The 13,687-nt window shown below is 61.6% G+C and carries 11 protein-coding genes; 6 read left to right on the top strand and 5 right to left on the bottom strand.

Annotated features, from left to right (window positions below; translation table 11 throughout):
* The first annotated feature begins 126 nt into the window (after positions 1-126).
* Positions 127-405, top strand: a complete 279-nt coding sequence (locus LNV09_RS09705; protein WP_263556895.1) for a hypothetical protein — start codon at positions 127-129, stop codon at positions 403-405.
* Here LNV09_RS09705 and miaB read toward each other — a convergent pair.
* The 4 genes from miaB to LNV09_RS09685 all read right to left on the bottom strand — a co-directional run bounded on the left by miaB (position 389) and on the right by LNV09_RS09685 (position 5,034).
* Positions 389-1,735 carry a tRNA (N6-isopentenyl adenosine(37)-C2)-methylthiotransferase MiaB gene (gene miaB / locus LNV09_RS09700; RefSeq protein ID WP_263556894.1) on the bottom strand — a complete coding sequence of 449 codons (1,347 nt, stop codon included), beginning with the start codon at positions 1,733-1,735 and terminating at the stop codon, positions 389-391. The two genes, LNV09_RS09705 and miaB, sit on opposite strands and share 17 nt — an antisense overlap.
* A gap of 109 nt (positions 1,736-1,844) precedes the next feature.
* A complete protein-coding gene (locus tag LNV09_RS09695; RefSeq protein ID WP_263556893.1) occupies positions 1,845-2,243 on the bottom strand; it encodes a hypothetical protein in 399 nt (132 codons plus the stop codon).
* Between the two features lie 109 nt (positions 2,244-2,352).
* Complete coding sequence (locus LNV09_RS09690) at positions 2,353-3,771, bottom strand: L,D-transpeptidase family protein (protein WP_263556892.1); 1,419 nt, start codon at positions 3,769-3,771, stop codon at positions 2,353-2,355.
* Between the two features lie 30 nt (positions 3,772-3,801).
* Positions 3,802-5,034: a tetratricopeptide repeat protein gene (locus LNV09_RS09685; protein WP_263556891.1), complete on the bottom strand. Its 1,233-nt coding sequence runs from the start codon at positions 5,032-5,034 to the stop codon at positions 3,802-3,804.
* A 160-nt stretch (positions 5,035-5,194) separates the two neighbouring features.
* Between LNV09_RS09685 and LNV09_RS09680 the strand changes: the two genes are divergently transcribed.
* Positions 5,195-6,199 (top strand): hypothetical protein, encoded by a 1,005-nt coding sequence (locus LNV09_RS09680; protein WP_263556890.1) that lies wholly within the window; start codon positions 5,195-5,197, stop codon positions 6,197-6,199.
* Positions 6,200-6,267: 68 nt separating this feature from the next.
* On the opposite strand, the gene LNV09_RS09675 is transcribed toward LNV09_RS09680, so the two are convergent.
* A complete protein-coding gene (locus LNV09_RS09675) occupies positions 6,268-7,329 on the bottom strand; it encodes a choice-of-anchor A family protein (protein WP_263556889.1) in 1,062 nt (353 codons plus the stop codon).
* Positions 7,330-7,626: 297 nt separating this feature from the next.
* Here LNV09_RS09675 and LNV09_RS24725 point away from each other — a divergent pair, with 297 nt between their 5' ends.
* The 4 genes from LNV09_RS24725 to LNV09_RS09645 all read left to right on the top strand — a co-directional run bounded on the left by LNV09_RS24725 (position 7,627) and on the right by LNV09_RS09645 (position 13,557).
* Positions 7,627-9,177: a methyl-accepting chemotaxis protein gene (locus tag LNV09_RS24725; protein ID WP_318023282.1), complete on the top strand. Its 1,551-nt coding sequence runs from the start codon at positions 7,627-7,629 to the stop codon at positions 9,175-9,177.
* Between the two features lie 137 nt (positions 9,178-9,314).
* On the top strand, positions 9,315-10,865 hold the full coding sequence (locus LNV09_RS24720) for a methyl-accepting chemotaxis protein (RefSeq protein WP_318023281.1): 1,551 nt from the start codon (positions 9,315-9,317) through the stop codon (positions 10,863-10,865).
* 42 nt (positions 10,866-10,907) lie between these two features.
* Entirely contained in the window at positions 10,908-12,368 is a 1,461-nt protein-coding gene (locus tag LNV09_RS09650) for a sensor histidine kinase (RefSeq protein ID WP_263556888.1), read from the top strand.
* A gap of 31 nt (positions 12,369-12,399) precedes the next feature.
* Positions 12,400-13,557 carry a DUF3369 domain-containing protein gene (locus LNV09_RS09645; RefSeq protein WP_263556887.1) on the top strand — a complete coding sequence of 386 codons (1,158 nt, stop codon included), beginning with the start codon at positions 12,400-12,402 and terminating at the stop codon, positions 13,555-13,557.
* Positions 13,558-13,687 lie beyond the last annotated feature (130 nt).

Below are 13,687 nucleotides of genomic sequence, written 5' to 3'. Positions count from 1 at the left end.
CGGGATTATAAAATTGACTTTCACTTGGCGCGGCATTGCTTTGTTTTGCGCCGTCGCACCGAGCTTGATTTGCATCAAGCAAGCCCCAATCCCCGTACGTTTCAGACCTTCAAGGCCCAGCCCCTCGTGAATCCACTCGATGCCTTTTGGCATATCGCCAACTTCTTTGCGCCGGCATGGGGTGTTGCCGCCATTCTGGCGCTGGCCGCCAAACTGCTGTGGCGTCAGTCCTATGGCAGCGTGGCTTGGGGAAGGCTGGCGCTCTGGGGCGGCTTGGGCGGCAGCCTGGGTTTGCTGGCTGCCTTGGCACTGCTGGGGCGTGACGGCAAGATGCTGGGCTACGGCCTGATGTTGCTGACCGTCGCCCTGCCGCAATGGATTTTGGGCCTTAGACTGCGGAAGTAGCATCCGCTACCGTCAGGACTTCGGCGCGCAGCGAATGCGCAAAAGCCTCGGTGATGTTGACGTCCACCAGCTTGTTCATCAGGCGCGGATGGCCCTTGAAGTTGACGATGCGGTTGCATTCGGTGCGGCCCATCAGCTCGGACGCATCCTTGCGCGCATTGCCGGTCACCAGGATGCGCTGGGTCTTGCCGACCATGGTCCGGCTGATCGCCAGCGTATTGGCCTCGATCACATCCTGCAACTCCTGCAGTCGGCGCAGCTTGACCTGATAGGTGACCAGATCTTCCAGGTTCGCCGCCGGCGTGCCCGGACGCTGGCTGTAGATGAAGCTGAACGACGCGTCGAAACCGACTTCGTCGACCAGCTTCATCAGCTTGGCGTGGTCGTCCTCGGTCTCGCCGGGGAAGCCGATGATGAAGTCGCTGGCGATGCGGATGTCCGGCCGGATCGCGCGCAGCTTGCGAATCGTGCTTTTGAATTCCAGCCCGGTGTAGCCGCGCTTCATCGCCATCAGGATGCGGTCGCTGCCATGCTGGACCGGCAGATGCAGGTGGTTGACCAGCTGCGGAATCTTGGCATAGGCATCCACCAACCGCTGACTGAACTCGTTAGGGTGGCTGGTCGTGAAGCGCAGGCGCTCGATGCCGGGGATCTCGGCCGCGTATTCCAGCAGCAGGGCCAGATCCGCATACTCGCCAGAGTCACCCATCTTGCCGCGGTAGGCATTGACGTTTTGGCCGAGCAGATTGATCTCCAGCACGCCTTGGTCGGCCAGGCCGGCAATCTCGGTCAAGACGTCGTCAAAGGGCCGCGATACCTCTTCTCCGCGCGTGTAGGGCACGACGCAGTAGGAGCAGTATTTGGAGCAGCCTTCCATGATGGAGACGTAGGCCGAGGCGCCCTCGACCTTGGCGGGCGGCAGGTTGTCGAACTTTTCGATCTCGGGGAAGCTGATGTCGACCTGCGGGCGCAGTTCATCCTGGCGCGCCTTGATCATCTGCGGCAGGCGGTGTAGCGTTTGCGGGCCGAAGACCAGATCGACATAGGGTGCGCGGTCGATGATGGCCGAACCCTCTTGGCTGGCCACGCAGCCGCCGACGCCGATCAACACGCCTTTCTCCTTCAAATGCTTGACCCGGCCCAGATCGGAGAAGACCTTCTCCTGGGCCTTCTCGCGCACCGAGCAGGTGTTGAATAGAATCAGATCGGCTTGCTCGACATCGTCGGTTTTCTCGTAGCCTTGGGCCGCGCCCAGCACGTCAGCCATCTTGCCCGAGTCGTACTCGTTCATTTGGCAGCCGAAGGTTTTGATGAAGACTTTTTTGGACATGGTGCCCCTCGTTCGGTGAGTACACCGACCGATCCCCCGAGGGGATGCGGGCCGGCTTGGGGCGGCCCGGCGCTTGGCCCGACCGCAAGTTAATGAAAATGGGCGCAGGCTAGCGCTTGGTCCAGACCTGTGAAGCCTGGTCGAAGGACCAGTTCTCGGCTTCTTGCTGGCTGCGTGGCCAGGGCTTGTTGGCCAGCTCGACCGGGTTCAGTACCCACACGTCCATCAGCAGACCGGACGGGTCCAGTGTGTAGTGCACGACCAACTTTTCGCCGCTGAGCGAGGCCGGTTGCTGCAAAAGATTGGTGTCGCCGCGCACGCGGGCGCCGGGTGCCAGCCTGGCAGAGTGGCCGTTGAGGCTGATATCGGGTGTTTGCAAAATCACCAAGTCGCCGCGCAAGGCCTGCGCAGGGAAGGGGCGGTGGGTCTGCGCCTGCGCTTGAGCGCTGAGGCTCAGCGCTGTGGCTGCGCAGACGGACAAGATCAAAGACTTGGCACAGCGGTACATGGTATTTTCCAGTGGCTGTAAATGGGGGACAGGGGCAGGGCGGGGACGGGTTGATTGTAGTCGAGCCGCCTATTGCGGCCGACGTGCCTTTCGCACGGGCGCTGTCCGTTCAGCTGACCAAGCCGTCGAAGAAGATTGTCCAGTGGCCGTCTTTCTCACGCCAGTATTGGCGCTTGAGCTTGGGCGCGCCGCCGTTCGGGCTCAGTTCCCGGTAGGTGACGATTTTCACCGATGGCTGGTCGGGCCAGGGCAGCAGGCTCAAGCGCTCGAGTGACTGCACGGGCAGCTCTTGCTTGGCCATGTGGGCGAGGTTGGCATCCAGACGGGCGGCGGCGCTGTCCGAGCCACGCTCCAAGCCGGTCTCGTAAAAACCGCGCAGGCTGGTCGCGTCTTGGCTCAGGCGCGCCTGCTGCCAAGCCTGATAGGCCCGCTCGAAGCCCGTATCGAGCGGCGACTTGACGGCCAGTTTGCGGTCGACCCAGTCGATGTTTTCTACAATCACCACCGGCGTTTCACGCGCGGCGACGACATCGGCGAGTGCCCGCATCTCGTCATTGCTGAGCACGATGCAGCCATCGGTGGACTGCGGGCCGCGTGCATAGTTGCCGGCACGCTCGCCGTGCAGCCAGATGCTGCTGCCGCCACGGCCCAGCAGGCGGTCGTACTCGCTCGGGTAGTTCAGCGGCAAGGCGGCCGCGCCATAGCGGGCCGCCGCCTCGTCACGCCGCACACCGACGTGATAAATACCCAGCGGCGTGCGCTGATCGCCTTCCTGCAGCTTGCCGGTGCCCAGCTTGCCGATCGAGACATAGCTGTCGCGCAGCAGCTTCAGGCCATCGCTACCGTTTTCAAACAAGTACAGGCGGGCATGGCTGGTGTCGACCACGACTGCATGGCGCACCGCCGGCGACAAATTCAACAACTGGCGAGGCAGGGCGTTCTGGGGTGGGCGCTCTACCAGCGCGGCCAAGCGCAGCTTGGCCTCGGCACGCAAACCTTCGATGCTGCCAGCTGCCGCAGCAGCGGCGGCCCCGTTGGCGGCGCTCGCCGTGGCCTCGGGCCCGAGCGCGGCGGCTCCGGCCAGGCCGCTGCGGGCCAGCAGCAAGTCCCCATGCAGCAGTTGCGCCAGCGCAAAGTCAGGTTGACGCTTGACCAATTGCTCGGCGGTGCTGAAGGCCTGAGCTTCGTCGCCGCGCGCCAGATGTTGATAGGCTAGGATCAACTGACCCTCGGGCGTTTGTCCATCGATGTCGGTTTGGAGCAGGCGTTGTGCCGGACTGCTCTTGGACATGGCCTGCGTGGGCGAGCTGTCACTTGTCGGCAAAGGAAAGTTCAGGGCCGGGGACCCGGCCTTGAAGTCGACTTTGGCAAACACATAGCCCACCGCGCCCAACACGGCCACCAGCCCGAGCGAGGCCAGCAGCACCGGCTTGACGGTGCCGCCCATGGCTAGGGCCGCTGCGGCCCGAACCTGGCCTGGCCGTTTGACTTTGGCGTTTGGATCGGGGACTTGTTGCGCGTCGTTCATGTCAGTCAAAGCATGCAGAGAATTCGGGAATCAGCTTGATGCTTCTTGCGTGATCTGCCAATCACCGGATTTGTTTTTCACCAGTTCGATATTCTTGCCGCTCTTCACGCTCAAGGCATCCGAGTTGTAGTCTTGGCGCAGGTGAACTGTGGCCTTGTTGCCACTGACCTTGATGCGCAGGTCGGACAGCGTCACGGTGATTTTTTTCTTCCCGGTGATGCGGTCGCGACGCTCTTGCTCCCAAGCCTTGCGGCTGGCCGCCTTGCCCTTGAAGTCGGGCGCGTAGGCGTCGAAGTAAGCCACCATATTGCGCGAGCTCCAGGCCTTGGCCCATTCACGCAAAGCCTTCTCGACGGCCTGCTTGTCCAGCTCGGCGGCATCGGGACGCACGGGTTCGGCCTTGGCCACCGGCGGCGCAGTTGCGGGCGCGGATGCAGTCGCGGCCACCGGTGCGGCGGTGGACTTGGCGGCCGCGACCGTGGTTGCAGCTGCCGCAAGCGCTGGTGCAGCCGATGGTGTGGGTGCTGGTGCTGGAGCAGGTGCAGTTGCTGGTGCAGGTTTTGGTGCCGCGGCAATTGCCGATGCAGCGGGCTTGGCCACAACTGCAGGGGGTGCGGCGGGTGTCGGCGCCGGCGCTGCGGCGAGCATGGTCGCCGAGGGCGCGGGTGTTGGAGTGGGGACAGCCGCCGGAGCAGCTGCGGGCATCACCGGCTTGCCCGTGCGCGGGTCAACGCTGGCTTCAAACACGTTTTGCACCACGGACAATTTCAGCGGCAGGCTGCCGTCGGACTTGTCCAGGGCCAAGGCCTTTTTATAGGCCTGACCTGCCAGCCGGGCATAGACGTCGCCGAGGTTCTGGAAGGCGGTGGCATAGGTCGGGTTGGTGCGAATCGCCAGCTCCAGCGCTTGGCGAGCCTTTTCGTAGTCACCTTGGTTGCCGTACAAAACGGCCAAGTTGTTGTACGGCCCGGGCAATTCGGGATGGCTCTCGATCAGCTTTTGAAACACCACGATCGCCTCGGCCTGACGGTTCTGCATCGACAGCGCGATGCCGCGCTGCAGGCGCAGGCGGGGGTCATTGGGCTTGGCCAGCAAGAGTTGATCGACCTTTTTCAGCCCCTCGGCCGACTTGCCGCTGGCCAGTATGGCCTGCACATCGCTGACTTCATCGGCCAAAGCCCAAGCGGAACTCATCAGCAGCGCAGCCGCTAGGCAAATCGAGCGAAGCGAGAAAGGGGTCGACACTGCGGTGAATGGAGTCATGGCGCGGCTGAAATGGTTTGGAGCGATTGTAGTGGCGACACCGTGTGCGAAGCCGCTCGAGCGGGCTGCTTGCATGCTAGAGTGGCCGCCGGACATGGGCCTGACTGAAACGTTTTGCCCATAATTTTTTCTTCAGCCTTGACCACATCTACCTGCCTGCATGGATCGCTGCCCCGCTTTGATTTTTCAGTCCGCAGCATGGGCCAAGTTCGGTGGCGCGCGGCTGATATGCGGGGTCCTGGCCTTGAGCAGTTGGTCGGCCGCCCAGGGCCTGGAGATCGGGGCGGTGCAAATGTTGTCCGGCCTGGGGCAGCCACTGTCCTTGCAGTTGCCGGTGCGCTGGGCGCCCGGTGAGGCGCGCTCCCTCAACTGTTTGAGGCTCGCGGTCGATGCGGGCGACAGCCGCTTGGCTGGCAGCGATGTGCAGCAGAGTTTGTTGAAGGGCGCTGACGCCGCTTCGGCGCTGATTTGGGTGCGCTCCAAGCTCGTGATGCAGGAGCCGGTGCTGGTGCTCAGTTTGGGTTGCCCGGCCCAACAGGTCATGGCCTTGGTCGATCCAGTGCATTCAATGACGCCGCCTGCGGGGGGCTTCAAGCTTGTCTCCGGCGAGCCTGCCGCAATCGATCAATTCAACTTGCCTGGCGAGGCGGCCCGCCCAGCGCGTGCTCACAAGCTTCGCTCCGAGCAGCGGGCAGCGCGGCCGCGCAGTCTGTTGCGTTTGGGTGATGCAAGCCTGCCGCCGCTGACCATGATGGATGCCGAAACACCGGGCTTGCGCTGGCGCTTTGACAGTGACCTCGATGGCTCGGCCACCTTGGCTTTGAGCTCGCGCAAGCCCCTGAAAGCGGCCAAGGAGCAGCCTTTTTATGTGCGCCCTGATGCACCTGGAGCCAGCCTCTTGATGTCGATTGACGTCGGGCGTGCCGCCGGGCCGGCCGATTTGTTGATGGCACAAGATGGCCCCGCCCGCTTGCAGCGCGCGCAGGCGCAGTTCAGCGCGCTGCAGGCTGATCATCAGGCCTTGAAGCTGGAAATGGAGCAACTCGAAGCCAAATTGGCTGCGCGTGACAGCGCGCAGAACTGGTTGAATACCTTGATCGCCGGCATTGCGGTCGCGGTCGTGGCGGCGGCATTCTTTTTCGTGCGGCGCCGACGCAGCGTTTGAAGCTCGATTGGCTTCAACGAAAAAAAGGCTCCCTGGGGAGCCTTTTGCAATTCAAAGTACCTGTTGCCTTAGATCTTCAAGCGGCGGCGCGATACCAAGCCAAGCGCTCCCAAACCGGCCAGCATCAGCGCATAGCTGACTGGCTCGGGGACCGCGCTGGTGATGCCTTTGAAGGGCTCGTAGCCCAACTCCAGCTTGGCACCATTCGGGTTGTTCGCGTCCGGCGCGCCGGCGCGCAGCGAATTGGCGATCAAAGTGCCTTCCAGGTGGCCGGAGCCGATCACGTTGGCGGCAACGGCCAGCACGCTGCCGTTCAAAAAGGTGCGCACATTCAAGTCGGTGGCCTGGCCCAGATTGAAGATGATGCGGTCGCGGTGCTGCGCCACGGCGTCTGGGCTGTTGGCCTTGTCGCCGCCAAAGTCGCCGTTGAAGTCAACATTCTTCAGCGTGCTGTTGATCACCACAGCGGCGCCGGCCTTGATGTTGGCGAATGAGAGGCCAAACGCCAGCGAGCTGTTGCCGATATTGAAGACTTGCGGCTTGTCTGTGCCGTCGCCGGTCAGCTTCAGTCCACCGTTTTCGATCGCCCAACTGCCGTTCTGCGCCAAGCCGGACAGTTGGGTGGACAAACCTGTCAACTGGTTCTTAGCGGCCGAGAAGTCGATGTAGTTGGCGTTCTTGGTGGCCGAGCTGTATTGCCAGTCGGCTGCCGTCAGGCTGCTGCCATAGACGATGCCACCGGTCTTGACCTCGCCGGGCACCCAGGTGGCCGCGCTGGGGCCAATCGAGGCGTTGGTATCGATATTGGAGTTCGGGCCGTTGTAAATCATGCCGGTTTTGACGCCGCCCGCATTGGTCAGCGATACGCCGCCCTTGACGATCAACGACGGCGCGCTCGAACCATAAGCGTTGCGATAGCCAATGTCGAAGCCCGATGTCAGATCGCCGCCGACGGCCAAGCGGCCTTCAACGTCGGCCGCAGCACTCACATTGCCGAAGAAAAAGCCGCTGAAGCCCTGGGCAGCGCCGAGGTCGATGACGGCAGCGTTGGCACCGGCAGCCATCAAGAGGCCGGCGGCAATAGATACCAATTTAAGTCCGGAAAATTGATTCAAAGTCTTGCGATTCATGGAGCTCCCCTTGGGCGTCGTTGTGGTAGCCGCTTCGCTGATGTGCTTTTTGGGCCGTGTCGCATTCTAGGGAACTGCTTTGTTCTAACTACCCCCTTGTATGAGGGGTATTTGATTGGTATTTATAACAATATTACTTTTCAATGAATATTTTCGGATTGACCCTGGTCCGGGTGGCGGACTTGGCGACGCTGACAACGCGGAAATAGGCGCCCGAAGTGTTGCTTTAACGCGCTTTGGCGTGCTGGGTGATGCGCCTATATTGAGTGTCTCGAATGTCACCCAGGAGTGCTGGTCATGAATTTGCAGGATTTCACGGTACGTGCCCGCTTGTATGCCTTAGCGATCTTCGCCATGCTGATGCTGGCTGCCGTAGCCGGCACGGGTCTGTACAGCCTGAATCAGGCCAGAGCCTCCTTCGTTCACTTTGCCGACGATGACAACGCATCGCTCAATTTGATCTCTGGCATTCGCGCCAGCGTTGGCAATCTGCGTCGCTTTGAGAAAGACATGGTGATCAATCTCGCAGACGAAAAAGCGATCGAAAAATACCGTGAAGACTGGGCCGCCAACTATGCCGCTACGACCAAGGGCTTGCATGAACTGGCCAAGCTGGACCTGGAACCCGAAACGCGCCGTCTCGATACCGACATCGACGGCTTGTTGGGCGCCTACAAGTCCGAGATGGAGAGCTTCATGAAGCAACTTGGCGCCAAATCCTTTGCCGACCCGGACGCGGCCAACAAGGCGCTTGAGGGCGCAAAGAAGGCGGTTCGCCCGATCGAGCAAAAGCTCAGGGAAATGGTCGAATCGCTGGACAAGGCCGGGGTTGCGGCGGTGAGCGCGACGCTGGCCTTGCAAGACAGGACGCGCGTTGCTTTGATTGCGGTGTCATTGCTGGCGATGCTCTTCATTGGCGCCTTCACCTTCTTCAATATTCACTCGATTTTGCAGCCCTTGCGGCTAGTCCAGCAGTCGGCCGAGCGCATTGCCGGCCAGGACTTGAGCGAGAGTATCCAGGCGCGGGGTCAAAGCGAAACCAGTGACCTGATGCGCGGCGTGCAGGCGATGCAGGCCTCTTTGCGTGATGTGGTCGGCAATGTTCGCAATGCCACCGACAGCATCGCCACTGCCTCGGCCGAGGTGGCCGCCGGCGGGCAAGATCTCAGCCACCGCACCGAACAAGCGGCGTCAAACCTTGAAGAGACGGCCTCCGCGATGGAAGAGTTGACGGCCAGCGTCAAACACAATGCCGACTCGGCCCGTCAAGCCAATCAGTTAGCGGTGGACGCTGCCCAAGTGGCCGAGCGCGGCGGCACGGTGGTGGGAGAGGTGGTCGACACCATGAAGCGCATCAGCGCGTCCTCGCACAAGATCAGCGACATCATTTCTACCATTGACGGGATTGCGTTTCAGACCAATATCCTGGCGCTGAACGCCGCTGTGGAAGCGGCCCGTGCCGGCGAGCAAGGGCGCGGCTTTGCGGTGGTGGCCAGCGAGGTGCGCAGCCTGGCGCAGCGCTCGGCCGAGGCGGCCAAAGAGATCAAGGGTTTGATCACCGCCAGCGGCGAGGCGGTGGACAACGGCGCCATGCTGGTGGAGCGCGCCGGGCAAACCATGCAAGAAGTGATTGGCTCGATCGGGCGCGTCAGCTCCATCGTCGCCGAAATCAGCCATGCTACGGGCGAACAAAGCACCGGCATTGCGCAAATCGGTCAAGCCATCACCCAACTCGACACCATGACGCAACAGAACGCCGCCTTGGTCGAACAGTCCGCTGCCGCCGCGCAGAGCCTGCAGGTGCAAGCCGAGGATTTGGCCAAATCGGTGGCGGTGTTCAAGCTCTGAACTCAGTGCGTAGGGTCAGGTCTTGCCTTGTGGCTGGAGCACATAACTTTCCAAAGTTATTTTTTCAAGCCTCTTCCGTGCGATAGGCGAATCAAATATATTGGTCGCTGGAGTTCTTCTGCCCAGGAGTGTGGTTCATGAATCTGCAAGATTTCACTGTACGCGCCCGTTTGTATGCCCTGGCCGGCATTTCGATGATGATGCTTTTGATCGTCGGACTCACCGGCCTCTACAGCCTGAACCAAGCCAAGTATTCCTTCGTGCATTTTGTGGACAACGACAACCAGTCGCTGAACTTCACCTCCAAGATCCGGGCCGAGGCCGGTAATTTGCGCCGTTATGAAAAAGACATGGCGCTCAACCTCGACGACGCGGCAGCGGTCGACAAATATCGCGCCGATTGGGTTAGAAGTTATGCGGCGCTGGACAAGGCGCTGGACGGGCTGAATAAGCTGGATGTGCCCAAAGACGTGCAGGATGAGTTGCGCGACATCGTCGCCGGCATGAAGGCCTACAAGAATGAGATGGACAGCTTTACGGTCAAGCTGGGGGAAAAGGCCTTTGCCGACCCGGCCAGCGCGAACAAGGCCCTGAGCGCCGCAAAGAAGGCGATTCGGCCCATGGAGGCCAAGCTGGACGAAATGGTGGCCTCCATCGACAAAGATGCGGTGCACGAGGTGGAGACCATCGCTGCTAACGAGGTCACGGTTCGGCGCAGCCTCATCTTTGTCTTGATTGGCGGCATGGTGATGATTGGTGTTTACACCTTCTTCAATCTGCGCTCGATATTGCAGCCTTTGGACGAAGTGCAGCAGTCGGCCGAGCGCATCGCCGCGCAGGACCTGAGTGAGGACATCGTCGCGCACGGCAAATGCGAAACCGGCGACTTGATGCGTGGCGTCAAGGCCATGCAGAGTTCGCTGCGCGATGTAGTGAGCAATGTACGTAATGCGACCGACAGTATCGCCACCGCTTCCGCCCAGGTCGCGGCGGGTGGGCATGATCTCAGCCACCGCACTGAGCAGGCCGCTTCCAATCTGGAGGAAACCGCCTCGGCGATGGAGGAGCTAACCGCCAGCGTCAGGCATAACGCCGATTCAGCGCGGCAGGCGAATCAGCTGGCGGTGGATGCCGCGCAGGTGGCGCAGCGCGGCGGTGAAGTGGTGGGTGAAGTGGTTGCAACGATGAGCCGCATCAGTACCTCGTCCAACAAGATCAGCGACATCATCTCGGTGATCGACGGCATCGCCTTTCAAACCAATATCCTGGCGCTGAATGCGGCCGTGGAAGCGGCGCGTGCCGGCGAGCAAGGGCGCGGCTTTGCGGTGGTGGCCAGCGAGGTGCGCAGCCTGGCACAGCGTTCGGCCGAGGCGGCCAAAGAGATCAAAGGTCTGATTACCGCCAGCGGCGAGAGCGTTGAGGCGGGCGCGGCCTTGGTGGGCCGGGCCGGCGACACCATGCAAGAAGTGATCGCCTCGATCGGCCGGGTGGGTTCCATAGTGGCTGAGATCAGCCATGCCACCGGTGAGCAAAGCAGCGGCATTTCGCAGATCGGCATGGCCATCACGCAACTCGACACCATGACGCAGCAAAACGCGGCGCTGGTGGAGCAGTCTGCCGCTGCGGCGCAGAGCTTGCAGTTACAGGCGGATGAGTTGGCCCGCTCGGTGGCGGTGTTCAAGCTCTAGTGCAAGGTTTTTTTGGCTCTCGCTGAATAGCGGATTGCATCAATGAGCCAAAGCGCCAAACGAATTTTTCGTGATCTGCTGCTGATCGCAGCCCTGGCTTTCGCCATGATCGCCGGCTTCACCATCTACGGCGGCCATGGACTTTGGCGAGCCTTGGAGCAATACAGCGGCGAGGCTTTGCCCGAGCATGAGCGGGCCGAGCGCATGCTGGACGTGGCGCTCGAATTCAAATGGCAGGTGCAAGAGTGGAAAAACCTCTTGCTGCGCAGCAATAGCAGCGCCGATGCGGCACTACTCTGGGAGGTGGTGCAGGCGCGCGAACAGGCCGTGCAAAAGGGGCTGCTGGCCTTGCGCGAGTCGAGCTTGCAGCCGGCTTCGGATATCTCGGCGATTGATGCCGCCTTGCAAGCGCACCAAGCTCTGGGCCGGGCCTACGCACAGGCACGGCAGCAATTTGAGGCCGATGGATTCCACCCTCAGCGCGCGGATGCTTCGGTGCGCGGCGCCGATCGGCCCTTGCTGGACGCCTTGGATGCGATCTCTGATCGCGCTGCCGAACGCGCCAAGTTGGCCGATCACGAGGCCCAGCAAAGCGCGCAACAGGCAGTTCGTGTCGCCCTTGGTGGTTTGGCGCTCGGGCTTGTGGGCGGCATGGCCACCTTTTTCGTGATGATTCGCCGCGCGGTGTTGCGCCCCACCGAGCAGGTGTTCACGCAATTGGCGGCGACGTCGGAGTTGCTTTTGCAGTCTGAACGCATGGCCAGCCTGGGTGGCTTGGTCGCGGGCGTGGCGCATGAGATCAATACGCCTGTGGGGGTGTCGCTGACCTGCGCCACCACCTTGGAGGCGGCCACCAAGGACCTGGCCAGTCAAATGGCGGGAGGCAGCTTGCGCAAGCAAGTCTTGCATGATTATGTGCAGACGGCCATGGAATGCAGTGCACTCTTGACCTCCAATGCCCACAAAGTAGCCAGCCTGGTGCGTAGCTTCAAACAAGTCGCGGTGGACCAGACCAGTGAAGCCCGGCGCAGCTTCCGTGTGCGCGCCTATATCGAGGAGTTGCTGTTGAGCTTGCGCGCCGAACTCAAGCGCAGCCCCATGCAGATTGAGTTGCATTGCCCCGAAGGCCTGGAGATGGACAGCTACCCCGGTGCCTTCTCGCAGGTTCTGACCAATTTGCTGCTGAATGCTCAGCGTCATGCTTTTGATGGGGCTGCGGCTGGCTTGGTCACGATAGACATCAGCCAGAGCGGCGAGCAGCTGGACATCGAGTTTGCCGACAATGGCCAGGGCATTGCGCCCGAGCATCTGGGTCGGGTCTTCGACCCTTTCTTCACCACCCAGCGCCATGCAGGCGGTAGCGGCTTGGGGTTGAACATTGTCTACAACCTGATCACCAACACCCTGGGCGGCCAGGTGCGCTTGCTCAGCCAGCCTGGCCAGGGCACCAAGTTCTTGATCAGCCTGCCCAGGGTGGCGCCCAAGTTCGGCAGCATGGGCTAAGGCCCCACTTCAGCAGAGAAGAGACGTGCCCATGAGTCAAGTCAATGAACCGAACGCGGCCGATGAAATGTGGTTGTTGGATGAACCACCAGAGGCGGGCGCGGCGAGCAAGAGTAATCCGCTGGACGCTGCACCCTGGCGGGTCTTGATTGTTGATGACGAGCCGGATGTGCACGCGTCCACCAAGCTGGCCCTGATGTCTGTCAGCTACAAAGGTCGCAAGCTGCAGGTGTTGTCGGCCTACTCGGCATTGGAAGGCGTGATGACGATGCGGCGGGAGCCCGATATTGCGCTGATCCTGCTCGACGTGATGATGGAGACCGACGACGCCGGCCTGCGCATGGCGCGTCAGGTGCGGGAAGATTTGGGCAATCATTTGTCGCGCATCGTCCTGCGCACCGGTCAGCCGGGCCAGGCGCCCGAGAGTGATGTGATCGTGCAGTACGACATCAACGACTACAAGTGCAAGACCGATATGAGCCAGCAAAAGCTCTTCACCACGGTGATCGCCTCGCTGCGCACCTACGAGAGCCTGGTCATGATAGAGCGCAACCGGCGCGGGCTTGAGCGCATTCTGGACGCCTCAAGCGACCTCTATCACGTGCGCTCGCTGCGCGAATTTGCCTCCGGTGTGCTGAATCAGATCAGTGCGATCCTGGATGTCGGCGCCGACGGTGTGATTTGCTTGCGCCAGACCGGCGTGCATGGCGAAATCGCGCCGGTGGTGATGGCGGCCACCGGCAGCTATGCCGGCATCAACCAAATGAGCCAGGTGCCGGCGCCGATCGCTGCGGCCACGGCGCGCGCCTTTGTCGATCACAAGAGCCATTTTGAGCACCCGCTGGATGTGTTGTTTGTGGCCACGCCCGAGGGCCATGAGTTTGTCATTCTGGTGTCAGCGCCCTGGCCGCTGGTGGACGCCCAGCGCAGCCTGCTGGAGTTGTTCTGCAGCAAGATCACCTGGGCGTTTGACAATCTGCATAACTTTGAAAAGCAGCAGCAGGCGCAAGCTGAATTTACGCGTGCGGTGGCGGCATTGTTTGATGCCTTGCAAGCGGGGCAAAAGTCGGCCTTGGGTGATGCGCTGGCCACCCTGCTGCCGAGCTTGTCTGCGCAAAGTGGCCGCTCCTATGACGCGGACGGCTTGGCGCGGGGCCTGCAACTGGCGATGGGCGCGCTGCGGCCCTGATTGTCGATTTTTTGCCGCCACGCGCGGGTATGCAAGAAGTGAAAGGCTTTGCCGGCCATGCTCGGTGGAGCCCGAGATCCAGTAAAGCGCCACAATCCCGCTGCTGGCTCACGCTCAGGACGCGCGGTGC

The sequence above is a fragment of the Paucibacter sp. B2R-40 genome (assembly GCF_025717555.1).
Taxonomy (GTDB): domain Bacteria; phylum Pseudomonadota; class Gammaproteobacteria; order Burkholderiales; family Burkholderiaceae_C; genus Paucibacter_A.
This window is presented reverse-complemented; position numbering and strand designations above follow the sequence as displayed.

Excerpts from the sequence above, each read along its gene's own strand:
- LNV09_RS09695 (WP_263556893.1), bottom strand. The coding sequence starts at position 2,243 with ATGTACCGCTGTGCCAAGTCTTTGATCTTGTCCGTCTGCGCAGCCACA.
- LNV09_RS09685 (WP_263556891.1), bottom strand. The coding sequence starts at position 5,034 with ATGACTCCATTCACCGCAGTGTCGACCCCTTTCTCGCTTCGCTCGATT.
- LNV09_RS09690 (WP_263556892.1), bottom strand. The coding sequence starts at position 3,771 with ATGAACGACGCGCAACAAGTCCCCGATCCAAACGCCAAAGTCAAACGG.
- LNV09_RS24720 (WP_318023281.1), top strand. The coding sequence starts at position 9,315 with ATGAATCTGCAAGATTTCACTGTACGCGCCCGTTTGTATGCCCTGGCC.
- LNV09_RS24725 (WP_318023282.1), top strand. The coding sequence starts at position 7,627 with ATGAATTTGCAGGATTTCACGGTACGTGCCCGCTTGTATGCCTTAGCG.
- miaB (WP_263556894.1), bottom strand. The coding sequence starts at position 1,735 with ATGTCCAAAAAAGTCTTCATCAAAACCTTCGGCTGCCAAATGAACGAG.
- LNV09_RS09645 (WP_263556887.1), top strand. The coding sequence starts at position 12,400 with ATGAGTCAAGTCAATGAACCGAACGCGGCCGATGAAATGTGGTTGTTG.
- LNV09_RS09650 (WP_263556888.1), top strand. The coding sequence starts at position 10,908 with ATGAGCCAAAGCGCCAAACGAATTTTTCGTGATCTGCTGCTGATCGCA.
- LNV09_RS09675 (WP_263556889.1), bottom strand. The coding sequence starts at position 7,329 with ATGAATCGCAAGACTTTGAATCAATTTTCCGGACTTAAATTGGTATCT.
- LNV09_RS09680 (WP_263556890.1), top strand. The coding sequence starts at position 5,195 with ATGGATCGCTGCCCCGCTTTGATTTTTCAGTCCGCAGCATGGGCCAAG.